Source organism: Nocardia sp. NPDC051756, from assembly GCF_040681495.1.
GTDB lineage: Bacteria > Actinomycetota > Actinomycetes > Mycobacteriales > Mycobacteriaceae > Nocardia.
On sequence record NZ_JBFAYV010000017.1, the window covers coordinates 47,012 to 61,522 of the forward strand.

The following is a 14,511-nucleotide window of genomic DNA, read 5'->3' on the forward strand; positions in this document are numbered from 1 at the left end:
TCGAGGGGGACCGAAACTCCGGGCGACCGGCAGCTAGAGCCTTGACGGCGCCCGCCTGACAAGCGAGGCAGAAAACTGTACCCTAGGGGGGTATTAATCCGGTTCGCCCGCAGACCGGCAGCCAGCGAGGAGACACGGTGACCACGACCCCCCAGGACCACACCGCGCACGATCACGCCGCGCACGGCTACATCACCGCGAAGGACGACTACCTCAAGCGGCTGCGTCGCATCGAGGGTCAGGCGCGCGGGCTGCAGCGGATGGTCGAGGAGGAGAAGTACTGCATCGACATCCTCACCCAGGTCTCCGCGATGACCAAGGCGTTGCAGGCGGTGGCGATGGGGCTGCTCGAAGACCACATCAGTCACTGCGTGGTCGATGCCGCGGTGGCGGGCGGGCCCGAGGCCGAGGCGAAGATCAAAGAGGCGACCGACGCGATCGCCCGGCTGGTCCGCTCCTGACCCAGCCGGTCAGCCGTGCCAGCGGCGGTAGACCTCGGCGGCGCCGGGATGCAGCGGGACGGGCGCGGTGCCGATGAGCGAGCGGCCGTCCAGGAACTGGGTGCCCGCGGCCTCGGTGGGCACCAGCGAATCAGCTTGATAGACGAGTAACTCGACAATCGAGGCGGCGACGTCGTCGGGCAGGGATGCGGCCGCGAGCAGGAAGTTCGCCACTCCGATGGTGTGCACGGCAACACCGCCGGGATAGGCGTCGGCGGGAATCTCCACCCGGTCGTACACCGGTCCGAACCGCTCGCGCATCGGCCCGGCCAGTTCGCCCATGTCGACCAGCCGCATGCGTTTGGGGATCTCGAGCACGCTCGTCGGGACGCCGCCCGCCCACAGCAGCGCGTCCGCTTCCCCGGATGCCAGCTCCGCCACGGCCTCGCGCAGCGGGCGATGCGAAATCTGCACGTCCACTTCGGGATCCAGGCCGGCGACGCGCAGGATCCGGTCGCCGGTCGAGGCCGCCCCCGAGCCCTCCGCGCCCAGGCTCACCCGGGCGCCACGCAGCTCCGCGACGCTCCCGATCGTGCTGTCCGAGCGCACCACCAGCTGCAAGTAGTTCTCGTACACCCGGCCGAGCGCCACCTGATCCGTCGTGTCCCGCACCGAATCCGACAGTGCCAGTACCGCATCCACCTGTCCGTGCGCCAGCAACGTCAGGTTCTCCTGCGAACCCGAGGTGATCACCCGCTCGATCCGCACGTCACCCGATCGAGCAGCAGCGGCGGCGAGCAATCCGGTGAACGCGTAATAGAACCCGCCGATCTCCCCCGAGGCCAGCCGCACGACCGGTCCCCCATTACTGGGCCCGCACCCGACAATGCCTGCCGCCGCGGCCATTCCGCTCAGCGCGAGAAAACCCCGCCGGCCCATCAGCACCATGACACCTCGCATCGACGCGTTGTGCCGAATACTGCTCGCGACAACAGGTTCTGCTCTGTCACACGTCCCTGGCCACCGGCAGTCCAGGCGTCGCCACCCCGCGCTCCGCCATTGTCCGCCCGCCGTCCATAGCGCGGCCGCACGGACCGAACCGGACGGCATAAATGCCGGGCCTGCACATCGCAACGCTTCGTCATACGGCCTCCGCCGCAGGTATCCGGATGTGCACGGCGAGGCCGTGCGGGTCGATCGATGCCACCGTGAGGGTGCCCCCGCGGGCTTGTGCGAGGGCGGCGGCGATGGGGAGGCCGAGGCCGGAGCCGCCGCTGACGGCGGTCGAGCCGCGGAAGAAGCGGGTAGTGAGTCGGTCGAGTTCGTCGGACGGAACACCGGTTCCGTTGTCTTGAACGGTGAGCGTGACCCAGCCTGGTTCGACGGCGACGGTCAGCACCGTGCGGGTACCTGGCCCCGCGTAGCGGGACGAATTGCTCAGCGGCACATCGAGAATCTGTGCCAGCACGTCGGCGGGGACGGCGACGTCGGCGTGTTCGATGGATGGGCTGACGTGCAGTTCCTGCCCCGCCGCCTCGAAGGCCGAGTGCCACGCGTCGAAGCGGTCGGCGACCACTTGTACTGCGTCGCAATGATCGTCGGCCTCGCCGAGCTCGGCCAGGTCGAAAGCATCCGGGGTTTCGGCGGAGGCGAGCGCGAGCAGGCCGTCGAGCAACGCGGTCAGCCGTTCGACTTCTGCGCTAGCGCTACGAAAGGTGCTGGCCGCGTTGCCTGGTATTGCGTTCTCCAGCGAGTCGAGTCGAATCATCAGCGCCGCCAACGGGTTCCGCATGGCATGCGCGGTATCGGCGACAAGCTGCCGTTGCGCGTCCACCGAGTCGGCAACGGCCAACGCCATCGCGTCGAAAGATTCCGCGACGGCCCGCATTTCCGGCGGACCACCGTGATGCCTGGCGATCGATACCGGATGTTTCGCGGCAATCGTCTCGGCCCGTGGCTTGGGCAGGGTCGCGGTGAGCTCGGCGACCGAGTGCGACAGCGCCGCCAACGGACGCAGCACCCAGCGGCTCAAAGTCAGTGCGAGCAAAGTGAACAACGCCATCGCCACCGCGCCGCCGAGCACGATCAACGCCCAGGTCCGCGCGATATCGGCGCGCGCACGCGCGGTCGACGCCTCGATCACCACCGCGCCGCCGACCTGCACCCCGGTGCCGACCGGACGCGCGACGAGCATGGTCGGCGCACCCCACGGCGTCAGCTGATCCACCGCTTGCGGCCGCTGATTACGCCGGGCCGCCGCCACCGCGGCGCCGATCCCCGGATCGTCGAGGTTCGCGCCGCCGTTGGCGGTTGTCGTGCCCCTGGCATCGACTACCAGCACGTTTTCGCCGTACAGCTCGTGATAGCGACCCACCTCGTCGGACAACGCGCGACTATCGCCTCCGGCCGACGCGGCCGCGGCGAGGGTGGCGAACCGATCGGCATCACCGGAACGGGCGAGCACCAACTGCTGGGTCCGGCTCGTCGCCACCGTCAGCGACAGCGGAACGGCGAACGCCAGCACCGCGATCGCGGCGAACACGGTCAGCGCGATGAGTAGCCGGCGCCGCATGCCCTGCCCCTGCTCACTGCCCCCACCGATACCCGTAACCGCGAATCGTGGTGATCAGCCCCGGCCGATTCAGCTTGGCGCGCAACCCGGTCATGTGCACGTCCAGCGACCGCGAGACCGCGACGAACGCGTCGCCCCAGATCCGGTCCATCAGCTGCTGCCGGCTCACCGCCGCGCCCGGCCGTTCGACCAGCGCCTGCACCAGCTCGAATTCCTTCTGCGTCAACGTGATCGGCTCGCCGCCCACCTCGACCGCACGCGCTTGCAGGTCCACCCGCACGTCTCCGGTGACCACCACATCCTGCGCCGGTTGTGCCGCGGCGGCCGCGCGCCGGGTGACGGTCTCCAGCCTGGCCATCAATTCCGCGATCCGCGGCGGCTTCACGATGTAGTCGTCCGCACCGCCGCGCAGCCCGCGCACGATCGACCGTTCGTCGCTGCGCGCAGTCAGGATCAACACCGGCACCTGACTCACTTCGCGCAGCTGCCGCAGGATCTGTAGTCCGTCCGCATCGGGCAGGCCGAGGTCGAGAATGACCGCGTCATAGCCGCGGTGCGCCGTCAGCAGATCCGCGCCGCGTCGTTTGCGCTCGGCCCGGTAGCCCCGGGCGTTCAGCGCCTCGACCAGCGCGTCCCCGACGCCGTCGTCATCTTCGACCACCGCAAGCCGCACGCGCCGATCGTCCCACAGCGGGTCGATCGGCGCGGGCGGCGGGCCGATGCTCACGCAGTGGTCAGCCGGCGTTCCGGCGCAGCCGCCCCGGTATCGGCGGTAGCGATCCCCTCGGCCTCGATGGTCGAGGAAGCCGAGGTCTCCCGCATGAAGAAGTAAGTGACCAGCGAGACGAGGATGCAGCCCGCCACGTACCAGAAGTACACCGACTCGTGGTTCGCCTTCTTCAGCGCGAGGGCGATGGTCTCCGCGGTGCCGCCGAAGATGGCGACGGTCAGGGCGTACGGCAGGCCGACACCGAGCGCCCGGATCTTGGTCGGGAACAGCTCCGCCTTCACGATGGCGTTGATCGAGGTGTAACCGGTGATGATCACCAGGGCCAGCATCATCAGCGCGAACGCGGCCAGCACGTTCGTGGTGTGCGCGAGCACGGTCATGATCGGCACGGTCAGCAGCGTGCCCGCGACGCCGAAGAAGATGAGCAGCTTGCGCCGCCCGACCCGGTCGGACAACGCGCCCGCCAGCGGTTGCAGCACCACGAATACGAGCAGGGCGATGAAGTTGATCCACGCGACCGTGCCCTTGGAGATGCCCGAGGTGTTGATCATGAACTTCTGCATGTAGGTCGTGTACGTGTAGAACGCGACCGTTCCACCGAGCGTCAGGCCCATCACCAGCAGGCATTCGCGCGGGTACTGCAGCAGCATGCGCAGCGAACCACGGGCGGGCGGCGGCTTCGGCTCGCCGCGCTGCGCGGCGGCCGACTCGGCGGCCTTGTCCTTGCCGTACTGGTAGGCGTGCTCCGCGATGCCGTCGGTGATGAAGACCCGGTTCTCCGGGTCCGCGGCCGCGGCCCGGAACTGCTCGGACTCGTCCATGCTGCGCCGCAGCCACATCACGATGAGCGCACCCGCCGCACCGATGAAGAACGGGATGCGCCAGCCCCAGTTGTTCATTTCCGCGCTGGTCAGGAACTGCTGCAGGATGATCTGCACGCCGAGCGCGACGAGCTGGCCCGCGACCAGGGTGACGTACTGGAAGCTCGAGTAGAACCCGCGCTTGCCCGACGAGGCGACCTCGGACAGATACGTCGCGCTGGTCGCGTATTCACCACCGACCGAAAGCCCTTGCAGCAGACGGGCGATGAGCAGAATGGCCGGCGCGGCGAGGCCGATGGTCTGGTAGCCGGGGGTCACCGCGATCAGCAGCGAGCCCGCCGCCATCACCGTCACCGACAGCGTCAGCGCGGAGCGGCGGCCGAACTTGTCCGCATAGCGGCCGAGCAGCCAGCCGCCGATCGGCCGCATCAGGAAGCCGACGGCGAACACGGCGGCCGTGGAGAGCAGCTGTGCGGTCGGATCGTCCTTGGGGAAGAACGTTTTCGCGAAGTAGACGCTGAACGCCGCGTAGACATACCAGTCGTACCACTCGACCAGGTTGCCGATCGATCCGCGAAGCACATTCGCGACGACCCGTCGCTCGCTCACGGGCTGTGTCGTAGTCACAAGATCTCCTTCTTCGACGCATCAGCGCGTCAGCCGAGATCGAGTGTGTCTGCTGTCACAGGCTGTAGGGAACAGTCCTGGCTGCTTCCTAACAGTCCCTTAGGACGGTTGTGCTCCCATGAATTGCTACGCGTTCAGCAGCGGGGCCAGGGTGCGCAGGACGGAGACGTAGTCCTCGTTCAGGACCTGAACCGCGACGTGGTTGCCGCCGGCATCCAGATGCGCATTGAGCTGGGCCACCACCTGTTCCGGGCCGCCGTGCGCGATGACGGCGTCGAAGACGCGGCCGCCGGGGTTGGCGAGTTCTTCGTCGGTGAAGCCGAGCCGGGTCAGGTTCGAGGCGTAGTTGGTGAGGCCGAGGTAGAAACCGACGATGCCGTCGGCGAGCGAATGTGCTTGTCGCGCATCATCGGTCAGCACAACCTTGTGTTCGGTCGCGATGAACGCGTCCGGTCCGAGCGTCGCGCGGGCCTGCGCGGTGTGCGTGGACGGGACGAAGTAGGGCAGCGGGCCCGCGGAGCGCTCCGCGGCCAGCTTCAGCACGCGCGGGCCGAGGGCGGCGACGGCGCGACGCTCGACCGGGACGCCCAATTCGTCCAGCTCGTCGAGGTATTCGACCAGGGCGTCGTAGGGCTTGCGGTATTCACCGGTGTGCTCGGGGTGTCCCGCGCCGACACCGAGCAGGAAGCGGCCGGGGAACCGCGCCTCGATCCGGTGGAACGACTCGGCGGCCTGCTTCGCGGGCGAGGCCCAGATGTTCACGATGCTGGTGGCCACGTTGATCGTCTCCGTCGCCTCCAGCAACGGCTCGACGGTGGACAGGTCGGCGGGCGGCGATGCGCCGAGCCACAACGTTCCGTAGCCGGATTTCTCCAGCTCCTGCGCGTCTTCCGGGGTGAACAGGTTGTACCCGCGCCACACACCGAACCGTCCGAGACCCTCGTTTGTCATGCTTTGCGGAACCACCCTGCGATCGTTCCTATTCCGGCACCGCGAAACCTCGGCGTGCAAGGTTCAGCTGCCGCAGCAGCCCTCGCCGGACGGCACCATGCGCACCTCTCTGGTCTGCGCATTCCGGGCGGCCAGGTCGGCGTCGGCGGGGTAGTCGACGGCAACCAGGCTCAGGCCGTGCGCGGGGGCGACGGTGACCGAGCTGGAACGTTCGGTCTCGGTCAGCAGCGAAGCGGTCCAGTCCGGCGTACGGCGGCCCTCCCCCACCGCGAGCACGGCGCCGACCAGGCTGCGGACCATGGACCAGCAGAACGCGTCCGCGCTGACGTAGGCGGTGAGCAGATCACCATGCCGGGCCCAGTCGAAGCGCTGGAGTTCACGGACCGTGGTCGCGCCCTCCCGGCGACGGCAGAAGGCGGCGAAGTTGTGCAGGCCCAACAGCTTTCCCGACGCCGCGCGCATGGCGTCGATATCGACGTCGTGGCGGCAGGCGACGATGCCGCGCGCTTGCAGCGGCTCGGCGCCGTAGCGGGCGGTGGTCAGCCGGTACACGTAGTGCCGGCGGATCGCCGAGAAGCGAGCATCGAATTCAGGGGGAGCGAGCCGAATCTCCTTGATCCGCACGTCCTTCGGCAGGAAGCGCGCCATCCGGTGCACCAACTTGTCCGTGTCCACCTCGGCGGCCGTATCGAAGTGTGCGACTTGGCCTTCCGCGTGCACGCCGGCGTCGGTGCGTCCGGCGACAGTCAGCTGCACCGGTTCCCGGAACACCTTGCTCAGCGATTCCTCCAGCACACCCTGCACGGTGCGCAGCCCGGGCTGGCGCGCCCAGCCGGTGAAATCGGTTCCGTCGTAACTGATGTCGAGCCGAAAACGGGCGGACACCCGCGCGTCCGTCGACGACTCATCCGCAGAATCCACCGAATCCTCCACCGTCACAACATCTCCTGGTGATACGAACGAGCCCGCCGACCCGGAATCGGGTGGCGGGCTCGTTCGAGAACTCCGACGCGAACGTCAGGCGTCCTTCTTGTCCTCAGCGGCCTCATCGGCAGCCGGAGCCTCGACCTCGGCGGTCTCGGCCACGGCCTCGTCAGCGTTCTCCTCGACAACCTCGGCGGCCGGAGCCTCTTCGGTCTTCTTGGACGACGCGACCCGGCGAGCGCGGTCGGCCTCGTTGGTCACGGTCTTCTCGCGGACCAGCTCGATGATGGCCATCGGCGCATTGTCACCCTTACGCGGCAGCGTCTTGGTGATGCGCGTGTAGCCGCCCTCGCGACCCTCGAACGAGGGGCCGATCGTGGCGAACAGCTCGTGCACGACGTCCTTGTTGCGGATCACCTTGAGCACCTCGCGACGGTCGGCAAGGGTGCCGCCCTTCGCCTTGGTGACAAGCTTCTCGGCGTAGGGGCGCAGCGCCTTGGCCTTGGACTCGGTGGTCGAAATACGACCGTGCTCGAAGAGCGCCGTCGCCAGATTGGCGAAGATCGCCTTCTGGTGCGACGCCGACCCGCCGAAGCGAGCACCCTTCTTGGGCTTGGGCATTGTTTGTTCTCCTTGTGTGAGGCCGGGCCGGGGTGCCTACCCCAGCGGCCTAGAGCTGTTCGGTCTCGGCGTAGTCCTGCTCGCCACCGTCGGTGTCACTGAACGTGCCGCTGTCGCTCCACGTTCCGGTGCTCGCGTCGTAACCCACCACAGACGAAGGATCGAACGACGCCGGGCTGTCCTTGAGCGAGAGGCCGAGCGCGTGCAGCTTGACCTTGACCTCGTCGATGGACTTCTGGCCGAAGTTGCGGATGTCCAGCAGGTCCGACTCGGTGCGGGCGACGAGCTCGCCCACGGTGTGCACACCCTCGCGCTTGAGGCAGTTGTAGGACCGGACGGTGAGGTCCAGGTCCTCGATCGGCAGACCGAACGAGGCGATGTGGTCCGCCTCGGCCGGCGACGGGCCGATCTCGATGCCTTCGGCTTCGACGTTGAGCTCACGGGCCAGGCCGAAGAGCTCGACCAGGGTCTTGCCCGCCGAGGCGAGCGCGTCCCGTGCGCTGATGGAGTTCTTGGTCTCCACATCCAGGATCAGACGGTCGAAGTCGGTGCGCTGTTCGACACGGGTGGCCTCGACCTTGTAGGTCACCTTGAGCACCGGCGAGTAGATCGAATCCACCGGGATCCGGCCGATTTCCGCACCGGACGCCTTGTTCTGCACGGCGGGGACGTAGCCGCGACCGCGCTCGACCACGAGCTCGATCTCCAGCTTGCCCTTGTCGTTCAGGGTGGCGATGTGCATGTCCGGGTTGTGGACGACGACACCGGTCGGCGGCACGATGTCACCGGCGGTGACGGTGCCGGGGCCCTGCTTGCGCACGTACATCGTGACCGGCTCGTCCTCCTCCGAGGACACGACCAGACCCTTGAGGTTCAGGATGATGTCGGTGACATCTTCCTTCACGCCGGGGACGGTGGTGAACTCGTGCAGCACGCCGTCGATACGAATGCTCGTGACCGCGGCCCCCGGGATCGAGGACAGCAGGGTACGCCGAAGCGAATTGCCCAGGGTGTAACCGAAACCGGGCTCGAGCGGTTCGATGGTGAACTTCGAGCGGTTCTCGGCAACGACCTCTTCGGTCAGTGTCGGACGCTGTGAAATCAGCATTTAGGATCATCCTCCTGTTTGGGCGCCCGCTATTTGACGCCTCGTTTAAGGGGTTGTGCGTGATCCACCGTTTCGATGGATCACGCACCGTGTAGCAGCGTGTTACTTCGAGTAGTACTCGACGATCAGCTGTTCCGAGAGCGGCACATCGATCTGGGCGCGCTCGGGCTGCTGGTGCACCAGGATCCGCAGGCGGCCCGGGATGACCTGGAGCCAGCCGGGAACCGGACGGTCGCCGACGGTCTCGCGCGCGACCTGGAACGGCAGCGTGCCCAGCGACTTCTCCTTGACATCGATGATGTCGTACTGGGTCACCTGGAAGCTCGGAACGTTGACGCTCCGGTTGTTCACGGTGAAGTGACCGTGGGAGACCAGCTGGCGAGCCTGACGACGGGTACGGGCCAGACCGGCGCGGTACACGACGTTGTCCAGGCGGCACTCGAGCAGACGCAGCAGGTTGTCACCGGTCTTGCCCTTGAGGCGGTTGGCCTCTTCGTAGTACCGGCGGAACTGCTTCTCCATGACGCCGTAAGAGAAGCGAGCCTTCTGCTTCTCCTGCAGCTGGAGCAGGTACTCGCTCTCCTTGATCCGCGCGCGGCCGTGCTGGCCGGGCGGGTAGGGGCGACGCTCGAACGCCTGGTCGCCGCCGACGAGGTCGACGCGCAGACGACGCGACTTGCGGGTGATGGGGCCTGTATAACGAGCCATTTGTTATCTGTTTCCTTTCCCGCTAGACGCGACGACGCTTGGGCGGACGGCAGCCGTTGTGCGGCTGAGGGGTGACATCGGAGATCGTGCCGACCTCGAGGCCCGCGGCCTGCAGCGAACGGATCGCGGTCTCGCGGCCCGAACCCGGGCCCTTCACGAAGACGTCGACCTTCTTGACGCCGTTCTCCTGCGCCTTGCGGGCAGCGTTCTCGGCGGCGAGCTGCGCGGCGAACGGGGTCGACTTGCGCGAACCCTTGAAGCCGACGTGGCCCGAGGACGCCCAGGAGATGACGTTTCCGGCCGGGTCGGTGATCGACACGATGGTGTTGTTGAACGTGCTCTTGATGTGCGCGTGGCCGTGCGGGACGTTCTTCTTTTCCCGGCGACGCGACTTCTGGGTCTTCTTGGGGCCGGAGGCCCTGGACTTCGGAGGCATCGGTTATCCCCTACTTCTTCTTGCCGGCGACGGTGCGCTTCGGGCCCTTGCGGGTGCGCGCGTTGGTCTTGGTGCGCTGACCACGCACGGGCAGGCCACGACGGTGGCGCAGGCCCTGGTAGCAGCCGATCTCGATCTTGCGACGGATATCGGCCTGCACCTCGCGGCGCAGGTCACCTTCGACCTTGAGCTCGGGCGAGCTCTCGATGTAGTCACGCAGCTGCGTCACCTGGTCGTCGCTGAGGTCCTTGCTGCGCAGGTCCGGGCTGACGCCGGTGGCCGCGAGGATCTCCTTGGAGCGGGTACGGCCGATGCCGTAGATGTAGGTCAGCGCGATCTCCATGCGCTTTTCGCGCGGGAGATCGACGCCCATGAGACGTGCCATGTGGCAGGTTCCTTCGACTGTTGCGGAGGTCTGCTCCCTGTCCGTCCCCGCGTCTTGTTTGGGGCACCGGCCTCCGTACCGGTGGTTGGCGCACACGCCTTCCGAGCGAACCCGGAATACCGCAGCGTGCGGCTGGAGCTGGGAGTTCTTCTTTAGTTGGCCAAGCCGATCAGTGATCGGTGCCCGGCGGGATCAGCCCTGGCGCTGCTTGTGGCGCAGGTTGTCGCAGATCACCATGACCCGACCGTGACGGCGGATCACCTTGCACTTCTCGCAGATCTTCTTGACGCTCGGCTGAACCTTCACGTCCGTCCAATCTTGTTGTGGTTCACACGGGTGTGAACACAGTTTTTCCCCAGCCGTTTCGCTGGGGAAGTCTGTTGTGCCGCCCTGTCGAGCAGCTGCTCTCGGTCCCGCCCTGGCCGGTGAGGCGAGGTTTTCACCCTGCCGAGCCCCCTGCGGGGGTCCGGGGGCGAAGCCCGCCGGGCGGGGTGTGGGGGTTGCACCCCCACAAAACACCAAGTAAATCGACTACCGGCGAGCGCTCTCCGCGAGCAGGGCTCACCCAATTCGATTTACTTGTAGCGGTAGACGATCCGGCCGCGCGACAGGTCGTAGGGCGACAGCTCGACGACCACACGGTCCTCGGGGAGGATACGAATGTAGTGCTGCCGCATCTTCCCGCTGATGTGCGCGAGAACCTTGTGACCGTTCTCGAGCTCGATCCGGAACATCGCATTGGGCAGCGGCTCGACAACTCGACCCTCGACCTCGATGGCCCCGTCTTTCTTCGCCATGTCCTCCGCGATCCCGGTTACGCTCAACCTGGTTTGTTTGGCTTGTTTCTGCTTACATGGATCTGTCGGTCGAAGTGACCGCTAGACACACAAACAGTCGGCGCATAGGTGCACCGCCGCTCCAGCTTACCGGTACCCCACGGTTCCGGCAAAAATGGCCCGTGCCAGCACCTGCCGCCACTACTCTTTTCGCCCCGTTCAGAGCACGAAATCCGGTGCCGCGGGCCCCTGGCCTCCTGCCCCGCTGCGGTACACCGACGTCGCGTAAACTGACCGCTGTCCAGGTAACAGGGTCGAGCAGATCAAGGGGGATCCCGTGAGGGAGCGCAGCGAGCGAACCCCGAACGCAGCGCCCACGGGCATGACGGAACCGAGCGCTAGCGAGGTGGAGGCATGAGCCGGAACAACGACGGCCTCCCCATGCTGCCGCCGTGGCTGTCCGAGAGCGATGTCACACAGGTCGGCTACGAAGCGCCGGTACAGAATCTTCCCTCCGACGATGTGATCGACGAGGGTCCGAGTCAAAGACGTCAAGACAAACGCGGCAAGCGGTGGCGCCGCGACAAGAACGACCGGCGCGGCGCCGACGAGCAGCCGAACGAGACGAGCCAGCGCGCGCCCGAATCCCCTTCCCGCACCCCGGACTCGCCTCAGCAGGATGGTCCGCGCGACGACCCGTGGCGCCAGTCGGGTCTGGACGCCTACGTCCAGCCGCGGCCGGACGACGCGTGGCAGGCCGGACCGCCGCAGCGCACCGAAGCACCGGCAGCGCGAACCGAGGCGCCCCAGCAGCGCACCGAGGCGCCGGCGCAGGCGTTGCCCACCCGCAACCCGGGCCCGCCGCCGCCCGCCTTCCAACCATTGGGCAGGCGCACGGCTGCCGAGCCGTCCGTGTCCAACGAACCGGCTCCGCGTCCACCGGCGAACCGGCCCGAGCTACCACCGCCGCCCGCCCTGCCGGACCCGCCGCCGCAGGCCTCGACGGCCACACCCGACGCGCCGACCCGAGCACCGCAGGCTCCGGTGGAGCGCGCGCCCGAGTCCACTCCCGCGCCGCAAGCTCCCATCCAGCGGCCGCCCGAGTCGACCCCGCCGCTGCAGGTTCCCATCCAGCGAGCTCCTGAATCCACCCCACCGCCGCAGGCCCCCGTCCAGCGGGCACCCGAGTCCAGTGGTCCGCCGCCGTGGCTCGCCGGGCCGCGCCCGGAGCAGCCGACACCGCCGCCGGCCCAACCGCCGAGACGGCCACCGCTGCCCGATCCCCCACCGCCGCAAGGCGACCGATCGGCAGCGCCCACCGCCGAACCGGCACCACCGGCGCGGCTCGATGCACCGACACGTGGTGTCGAAGGCCCGCCGCAGGGTGAACAAGCACCTGCCCCGCAGAGCGCTGCCCAACGACCGGGCCCCGCAACACCTCCGGCGATACCGGACCGACCCGGACCGCGCGAGCAGAGCCGCACGCCCGGCGACGCACCCGGCGAACGGCCCACCGCGGCAACAACTCCCGAGCTGCCGAACCGTGCACCGTATGCGCCGCCCGGAGTCGAGCGGGATGCGACACCTGGCACCGCGCCGGAGCAAGCCCCGAACCGTGCACCGATCGGAAACTCGGCGCCACCGAGCCCAGCCGATCAAGGACCGCCGGCAACCGGCCCACTGCGCGCACCGCAGTCCGAACGACCACACGCTCCCGCTCCCGAACCGGGACCGAACGGCACGGCAGGCCCGCAACTCTCCGGCTGGCCGACCGGCCAGCCGACCTCGGGCGTCACCGAACGCCCGGAATCCGGCCAGCAGCAACGCGATTCCGGCCGGCAGGCCCCCGACTGGGTGCCGTCGTCCAACGCGGGCGCGGGCCGTCCGTCGAGTAGCGGGCGGCATCGCCTGCCCTCCGAGATCGAGTTGCAGCAGGGCGCGGACGAATCCGGCCGCCAAGCTCCGCCGCAGAACGGCCCCGGGCCACAGCCGTACGCACCCACGGGCACGGTCGGCCCGACCGGCTACACCCCGCCGACGATCGGCCAGGCGCCGGGCAACGAACAGCCCGGTCCACAGGCACCGGCCGAGCCGTGGCGCAATGCCGCGGCACCGGTGTGGGCGGACGAAACCCCCACCCGGACAACGCCGCAGGCCCCCGGCAGCGAACAGCCCGGACCGCAGGCGCCCGGCGAGCCGTGGCGCAACCAAGCATCCCCGGACGAAACCGCCTCTCGGACACCACCCTTCACGGGCGGACAGGCTCCAGGCAGTGAACAACCAGGACCACAGACCGAACCCCCGCAACGCGCACCCGGCGGTTTCGCCGGACCGCAGGTCGGCGGGCAGGCACCGGGCGGCGTGTCGCCGACACCGCCAGCGCACCCGGGCCAATGGGGGCGTCCGCCGGTCCCGCCCGGTGGCCAGTACCAGCCGGGCGTGCAGTACCAGTCGGGGCCGCCGCCGTCGCTGGACGATGTGCCGATGCGGCGAGCCAAGAAGTCGCCGGGCAGTGGTTGGCGCAAGGCCGTGCATCACGTGTCGGGCGGCGCGATCAATCCGGGACTGTCCGCGGAGGAACTGCGACTACAGGAACTGGTCGCGCGGATCCGGCAACCCGTGCGCGGCGACTACCGGATCGCGACGCTGTCGCTGAAGGGCGGCGTCGGAAAGACCACCACGACAATGGGTATCGGGTCGATCTTCGCGTCCATCCGGGGCGACCGGGTGATCGCGGTGGACGCCAACCCCGACTTCGGCACGCTGTCGCAGCGAGTACCGCTACAGACCCGGTCGACCGTGCGTGACCTGCTGCTCGATCCGTCCATCCAGCGCTACTCGGACGTGCGCAGGCACACCTCGCAGGCCACGAGCCGGCTGGAAGTGCTTGCCAGCGAACGCGATCCGGCGGCGTCGGAGGCATTCAGCGAGGAAGAGTACCGGGCGGTCGCGCGAATCCTGCAGCGCTTCTACAACATCATCCTGACCGACTGCGGCACCGGGCTGATGCACTCGGCGATGTCGGGCGTGCTGGATCTGGCCCATTCGCTGGTGCTCATCTCCTCCCCCGCCATCGACGGGGCCCGCAGTGCCGCAGCGACTTTGGACTGGCTGTCGCTGCACGGACACGATCACCTGGTCCGCAACGCGGTGGTGGTGATCAACTCGCCGCGGGCCGGATCACCGAATGTCGGCATCCAGCAGTTGCGGGAGTACTTCCTGTCCCGCTGCCGCGCCGTGCACATCATCCCGTTCGATCCGCACATGTCCGAGGGCGCCGAGATCGATCTGCACCGCTTGCACAAGCAGACCAAGCGCGCCTACGTCGAACTCGCGGCCACCATCGCCGACGATTTCGCCACCGATCACCGCCGCTACCAACCCTGAAACACCCCCGTGTCACACCGTCACG

General features: G+C 68.1%; 14 protein-coding genes and 1 pseudogene. 2 read left to right on the forward strand and 13 right to left on the reverse strand.

What is annotated here, in order from left to right:
• The first annotated feature begins 137 nt into the window (after window positions 1-137).
• Entirely contained in the window at window positions 138-461 is a 324-nt protein-coding gene (locus tag AB0M22_RS43055; RefSeq protein ID WP_150404174.1) for a metal-sensitive transcriptional regulator, read from the forward strand.
• 9 nt (window positions 462-470) lie between these two features.
• Here AB0M22_RS43055 and AB0M22_RS43060 read toward each other — a convergent pair whose 3' ends face one another.
• From AB0M22_RS43060 to infA, 13 genes are all read right to left on the reverse strand, one after another.
• Window positions 471-1,400: a TAXI family TRAP transporter solute-binding subunit gene (locus AB0M22_RS43060; protein WP_364739210.1), complete on the reverse strand. Its 930-nt coding sequence runs from the start codon at window positions 1,398-1,400 to the stop codon at window positions 471-473.
• A gap of 181 nt (window positions 1,401-1,581) precedes the next feature.
• Entirely contained in the window at window positions 1,582-3,012 is a 1,431-nt protein-coding gene (locus AB0M22_RS43065) for a HAMP domain-containing sensor histidine kinase (RefSeq protein ID WP_364739212.1), read from the reverse strand.
• Window positions 3,013-3,025: 13 nt separating this feature from the next.
• Window positions 3,026-3,685 (reverse strand): response regulator transcription factor, encoded by a 660-nt coding sequence (locus AB0M22_RS43070; RefSeq protein WP_364739267.1) that lies wholly within the window; start codon window positions 3,683-3,685, stop codon window positions 3,026-3,028.
• Window positions 3,686-3,735: 50 nt separating this feature from the next.
• Window positions 3,736-5,190 (reverse strand): MFS transporter, encoded by a 1,455-nt coding sequence (locus AB0M22_RS43075; RefSeq protein ID WP_364739214.1) that lies wholly within the window; start codon window positions 5,188-5,190, stop codon window positions 3,736-3,738.
• Window positions 5,191-5,316: 126 nt separating this feature from the next.
• Window positions 5,317-6,141, reverse strand: coding sequence for an LLM class F420-dependent oxidoreductase (locus AB0M22_RS43080; protein WP_364739215.1), 825 nt, complete (start codon window positions 6,139-6,141; stop codon window positions 5,317-5,319).
• Window positions 6,142-6,204: 63 nt separating this feature from the next.
• Complete coding sequence (gene truA / locus AB0M22_RS43085; protein ID WP_364739217.1) at window positions 6,205-7,062, reverse strand: tRNA pseudouridine(38-40) synthase TruA; 858 nt, start codon at window positions 7,060-7,062, stop codon at window positions 6,205-6,207.
• Between the two features lie 96 nt (window positions 7,063-7,158).
• Window positions 7,159-7,686 (reverse strand): 50S ribosomal protein L17, encoded by a 528-nt coding sequence (rplQ, locus tag AB0M22_RS43090; protein ID WP_364739219.1) that lies wholly within the window; start codon window positions 7,684-7,686, stop codon window positions 7,159-7,161.
• 49 nt (window positions 7,687-7,735) lie between these two features.
• On the reverse strand, window positions 7,736-8,794 hold the full coding sequence (locus AB0M22_RS43095; RefSeq protein ID WP_014981770.1) for a DNA-directed RNA polymerase subunit alpha: 1,059 nt from the start codon (window positions 8,792-8,794) through the stop codon (window positions 7,736-7,738).
• 102 nt (window positions 8,795-8,896) lie between these two features.
• Window positions 8,897-9,502, reverse strand: coding sequence for a 30S ribosomal protein S4 (gene rpsD / locus AB0M22_RS43100; RefSeq protein ID WP_150404164.1), 606 nt, complete (start codon window positions 9,500-9,502; stop codon window positions 8,897-8,899).
• A gap of 22 nt (window positions 9,503-9,524) precedes the next feature.
• Window positions 9,525-9,938 (reverse strand): 30S ribosomal protein S11, encoded by a 414-nt coding sequence (rpsK, locus tag AB0M22_RS43105; protein WP_040731638.1) that lies wholly within the window; start codon window positions 9,936-9,938, stop codon window positions 9,525-9,527.
• A gap of 10 nt (window positions 9,939-9,948) precedes the next feature.
• Window positions 9,949-10,323: a 30S ribosomal protein S13 gene (gene rpsM / locus AB0M22_RS43110; protein ID WP_014981767.1), complete on the reverse strand. Its 375-nt coding sequence runs from the start codon at window positions 10,321-10,323 to the stop codon at window positions 9,949-9,951.
• Window positions 10,324-10,515: 192 nt separating this feature from the next.
• Complete coding sequence (rpmJ, locus tag AB0M22_RS43115) at window positions 10,516-10,629, reverse strand: 50S ribosomal protein L36 (protein WP_011207363.1); 114 nt, start codon at window positions 10,627-10,629, stop codon at window positions 10,516-10,518.
• A gap of 269 nt (window positions 10,630-10,898) precedes the next feature.
• Entirely contained in the window at window positions 10,899-11,120 is a 222-nt protein-coding gene (gene infA, locus AB0M22_RS43120) for a translation initiation factor IF-1 (protein ID WP_003418601.1), read from the reverse strand.
• 2,442 nt (window positions 11,121-13,562) lie between these two features.
• On the opposite strand from infA, the pseudogene AB0M22_RS43125 reads away from it, so the two are divergent.
• A pseudogene (locus AB0M22_RS43125) lies at window positions 13,563-14,486 on the forward strand (MinD/ParA family protein); the annotation flags it as partial.
• Window positions 14,487-14,511 lie beyond the last annotated feature (25 nt).